General features: G+C 70.8%; 4 protein-coding genes and 1 pseudogene. 1 reads left to right on the top strand and 4 read right to left on the bottom strand.

Going from position 1 to position 3343, the window contains the following annotated elements; all coding sequences use genetic code 11:
* From VFX99_RS15390 to VFX99_RS15380, 3 genes and pseudogenes are all read right to left on the bottom strand, one after another.
* Positions 1-249: pseudogene (locus tag VFX99_RS15390) on the bottom strand (PadR family transcriptional regulator); the annotation flags it as partial.
* Positions 250-311: 62 nt separating this feature from the next.
* Positions 312-722: a PaaI family thioesterase gene (locus VFX99_RS15385; protein WP_329667168.1), complete on the bottom strand. Its 411-nt coding sequence runs from the start codon at positions 720-722 to the stop codon at positions 312-314.
* 11 nt (positions 723-733) lie between these two features.
* Positions 734-1177, bottom strand: coding sequence for a DMT family transporter (locus tag VFX99_RS15380; protein WP_329667167.1), 444 nt, complete (start codon positions 1175-1177; stop codon positions 734-736).
* Positions 1178-1275: 98 nt separating this feature from the next.
* On the opposite strand from VFX99_RS15380, the gene VFX99_RS15375 reads away from it, so the two are divergent.
* Positions 1276-2790, top strand: a complete 1515-nt coding sequence (locus tag VFX99_RS15375; RefSeq protein WP_329667166.1) for a hypothetical protein — start codon at positions 1276-1278, stop codon at positions 2788-2790.
* A 39-nt stretch (positions 2791-2829) separates the two neighbouring features.
* Here VFX99_RS15375 and VFX99_RS15370 read toward each other — a convergent pair.
* Positions 2830-3343, bottom strand: a 514-nt coding sequence (locus VFX99_RS15370) for a DNA polymerase (RefSeq protein WP_329667165.1), incomplete at its 5' end; no start/stop codon positions are given.

Here is a 3343-nt window from a genome sequence, read left to right as displayed (position 1 = left end):
GGCGCCGTTGGAACGGGCCTCGATCTCCTGCATCAGCCCGTAGCCGTTGCGCGGCTCCTCGGCGAGCAGGACGAGCAGGGCGGCGCGGACGTCGCCGCGGCGCGCCCTCTGGCCCCTGGGACCGAAGCCCCCGAAGCCCGGGCCGAAGGGAGGCCCGTAGCCGTGCCCTCCGTGCGGGCGCCGGTGCGGCCGGCCGCGGCCGCGGTGGCCCGCCATCGCGAACCAGTTCGGCATGGCATGCGCGTGCATGGCCACTCCTTTCGTTATTGACTATCGACGATAGATAACGATATATCGACGACCGTCTTTTGTCAACCGAACCGGTGCACGGCGAGGCCCTTCGCGATCACCGTGCCGCCGTCGTCGGCGACCGTCACCTCGCAGAAGCAGAGGCTGCGGCCGCGGCGCACGGCGACGGCGGTCGCGACGAGATCGACGCCGCGGGCGGCGGCGACGTAGTCGACGTTCATCGAGACGGTGCCGCCCGCTACGGCGTCGGGCACCGTGTCGTCGGCCCACGCCGCGGCCATCGAGGCCGTGTCGAGCAGCGAGGCGATCGCCCCGCCGTGGACCACGTCCCCCATCGTCGCCAGCTCGGGCCGGTACGGCATCCGCAGGACGGCGCGGTCGGGCTCGATCTCGCTCAGCTCGATGCCGAGGAGGCCGACCAGCGGCGAGTTCGGGACGAAGGCCTGGATGATCTCCCTGCGCGTCTGGGTCATGTCGCCGCACGCTAGTCGCGTACGACGAACCACGTCCCGAGCGCGAGCAGGGCGATCCCGAAGACCTTCGCCGCGGTGATCGGCGAGCGCGCGACGCCGAGCCAGCCGAAGTGGTCGATCACGACGGCGAGCGCGAGCTGGCCGGCGATCGTCGCGGCGGTCAGGCCGCCCGCGCCGAGCGCGCGCACGGTCCAGACGATGCTGCCGACGTAGAGCGCGCCGATCAGGCCGCCGCCGACCGCGACGTGCAACGGCGCCTCGCCGAGCCGCCCGATCCCGGACAACCCACCTGCGAGTAAGGCGAGCGCGAGCAGCGCCACGAACGAGATCCCGAGCGCCACGACGGACGCCTGCACGCCGCCCACAGTGCGGGCCAGAGCGGAGTTCAGTGGCGCCTGCGTGGCGAGCACGCCGCCGATCGCCACGGCCACCACGAGCGCCACGGTCCGGTCCATCAGCGCACCCTAGATGAGCGCACGACACGCGCGATGAGAAGGGCGTAGCTTTCTCGTGAGAGTGGCGTGGGAGGCGCCGTTCCAAGAAGGGGGAGCACTTGCGCAGCAAGTCCATCGCCGTCGCGATCGCGGTCGCGGCGTGCCTTGCGGTACCCGCCGTCGTTCAGGCGCATCCGTTCACGATCACCAACAGCGCGTTCTCGGGTGAGCTGCCCCAGATCGGGCTCGACAGCGGGCTCATGGCCGCCGGGCCCTCGGGCTACCAGGGCCAGTCGGCGCCTGGCGACTACGAGACGAAGCGACTGCAGTTCCTGAGCCTCTCGCCACGGCCGGTGAGCAACCTCGCACGGGCGAACTCCGACATCGCCTTCCAGGGCAATCGCGCCTACCAGGGCAACTTCCAAGGCTTCCGCATCATCGACATCTCCGCCCCCGGGAACCTGCGCGAGATCCTCGCCTTCGAGGACTGCACGGGCAACGGCGGCCAGGGCGACGTGGTGGTCTACGGCAACATCCTCACCCGCTCATGGGACGCGCCGGCAAGCGCCGGCCAGACCTGCGACGGCGAGCCGGTGCCCGTCGGCTGGGAGGGCCTGCACGTCTTCGACATCTCGAACCCGCAGAACCCCGACCTGGTCGCCCAGGTGCGCACCCGCTGCGGCTCGCACACGGCGTCCGGCGTGCCGGACCCCGCCAACAACCGGCTATGGATCTACAACACGCCGTCGTACTCGCCGGGCAACTGCCCCGCCGAGGCCCCGACCCCGTCGAATCCGAGCGGCCCGGGTGCCGCGGGCATCCAGGTCGTCGAGATCCCGCTCAACGCGCCGCAGAACGCGCAGGCGCGCCAGTTCGAGGACTCCGGGCCGAACATCAACTGCCATGACACCGGGGTCATCCTCGGCGACATCCTGCGCGCGGCATGCGCGGGCGGCAACGGCATCGCGGTCTGGACGATGGATCCGGCCGAGGGCGGCTCGCTGGGCAACCCGAAGCTCGAGTACATCCGTGACCTGCGACTGACGGGCGTGCCGGACTTCAAGGTCGGCCACTCCGCGGCCTGGAGCAACGACGGCGAGACGCTGATCATCGGCCACGAGCCCGATGGCGGCGTGCGCGCGCGCTGCCAGCCGACGGGGACCGTCTTCCAGGACGCCACGGCCAACTACCAGGTGCAGACGGACGACATGAAGTCGCTGTTCTTCCTGGACTCGGACACGGGCGCGACGCGCGGCAAGTGGACGCTGACGCGCGATCAGACCAGGTTCGAGAACTGCACGCTGCACAACTACAACGTCGTCCCGACCGACAAGGGCGACTGGCTGGTGAAGGGCAGCTACCAGTCCGGGATCTCGGTGCTGGACTTCTCCGACCTGTCCCGCGTGCGTGAGATCGGCTTCGCCGACCCCGCGCCGCTGTCGGAGACCACCACGGCCTCGGGCGCGGTGGCGGTGCTCGGCGGCGACTGGTCCAGCCACTGGTACAACGGCTTCATCTACCAGTCGGACATCTCGCGCGGCGTGGCGTCGTGGCGGTTCAACGGCGGCGAGTCGTTCAAGGCGGAGAAGCTCGACCGCCTGAACCCGCAGACGCAGACGTACACGGCGGACTGAGGGACCACCCCCGGGGGCGGCTCCGGCCGCCCCCGGCCCTCACTTCGCGTCCAGCCAGTTCGGCCCGACGCCCGCGTCCACCGCGAGCGGCGGGTCGAGCTCGGCGGCGCCGACCATCTCGCGCGTGACGATCTCCGTCGCGCGCTCCATCTCCTCCGGCGGGCCCTCGAAGAGCAGCTCGTCGTGGATCTGCAGGATCGTGCGGGTCTTCAGGCCCTCCGCGGCGAGCGCCTCGTGCGCGCGCACCATCGCGACCTTGATGATGTCGGCGGCGGTGCCCTGGATGACGGAGTTGACCGCCAGGCGCTCGCCGAGCTTGCGCGTCTGCCAGTTGCGGGCGCGGATCTCGGGGATCTGCCGGCGGCGCCCGAACAGCGTCGAGACGTAGCCGTGCTGCTCGGCCTGCTCGACGGCGTCCTTCATGAACTGCGCGACGGCCGGGAAGCGCGCGAGGTAGCGGTCGATGAACTCCTGCGCCTCCTCCTGCGGGATCTGCAGGCGGTCGGCCAGCCCGTAGGCGGACAGGCCGTAGACGATGCCGTAGTTGACCATC

Source organism: Microbacterium sp. (assembly GCF_036277215.1).
Taxonomy (GTDB): Bacteria; Actinomycetota; Actinomycetes; order Actinomycetales; family Microbacteriaceae; genus Microbacterium.
This window is presented reverse-complemented; position numbering and strand designations above follow the sequence as displayed.

What these genes read in the sequence shown, in the direction of transcription:
- VFX99_RS15385 (WP_329667168.1), bottom strand. Translation starts at nt 722, where the DNA reads ATGACCCAGACGCGCAGGGAGATCATCCAGGCCTTCGTCCCGAACTCG.
- VFX99_RS15380 (WP_329667167.1), bottom strand. Translation starts at nt 1,177, where the DNA reads ATGGACCGGACCGTGGCGCTCGTGGTGGCCGTGGCGATCGGCGGCGTG.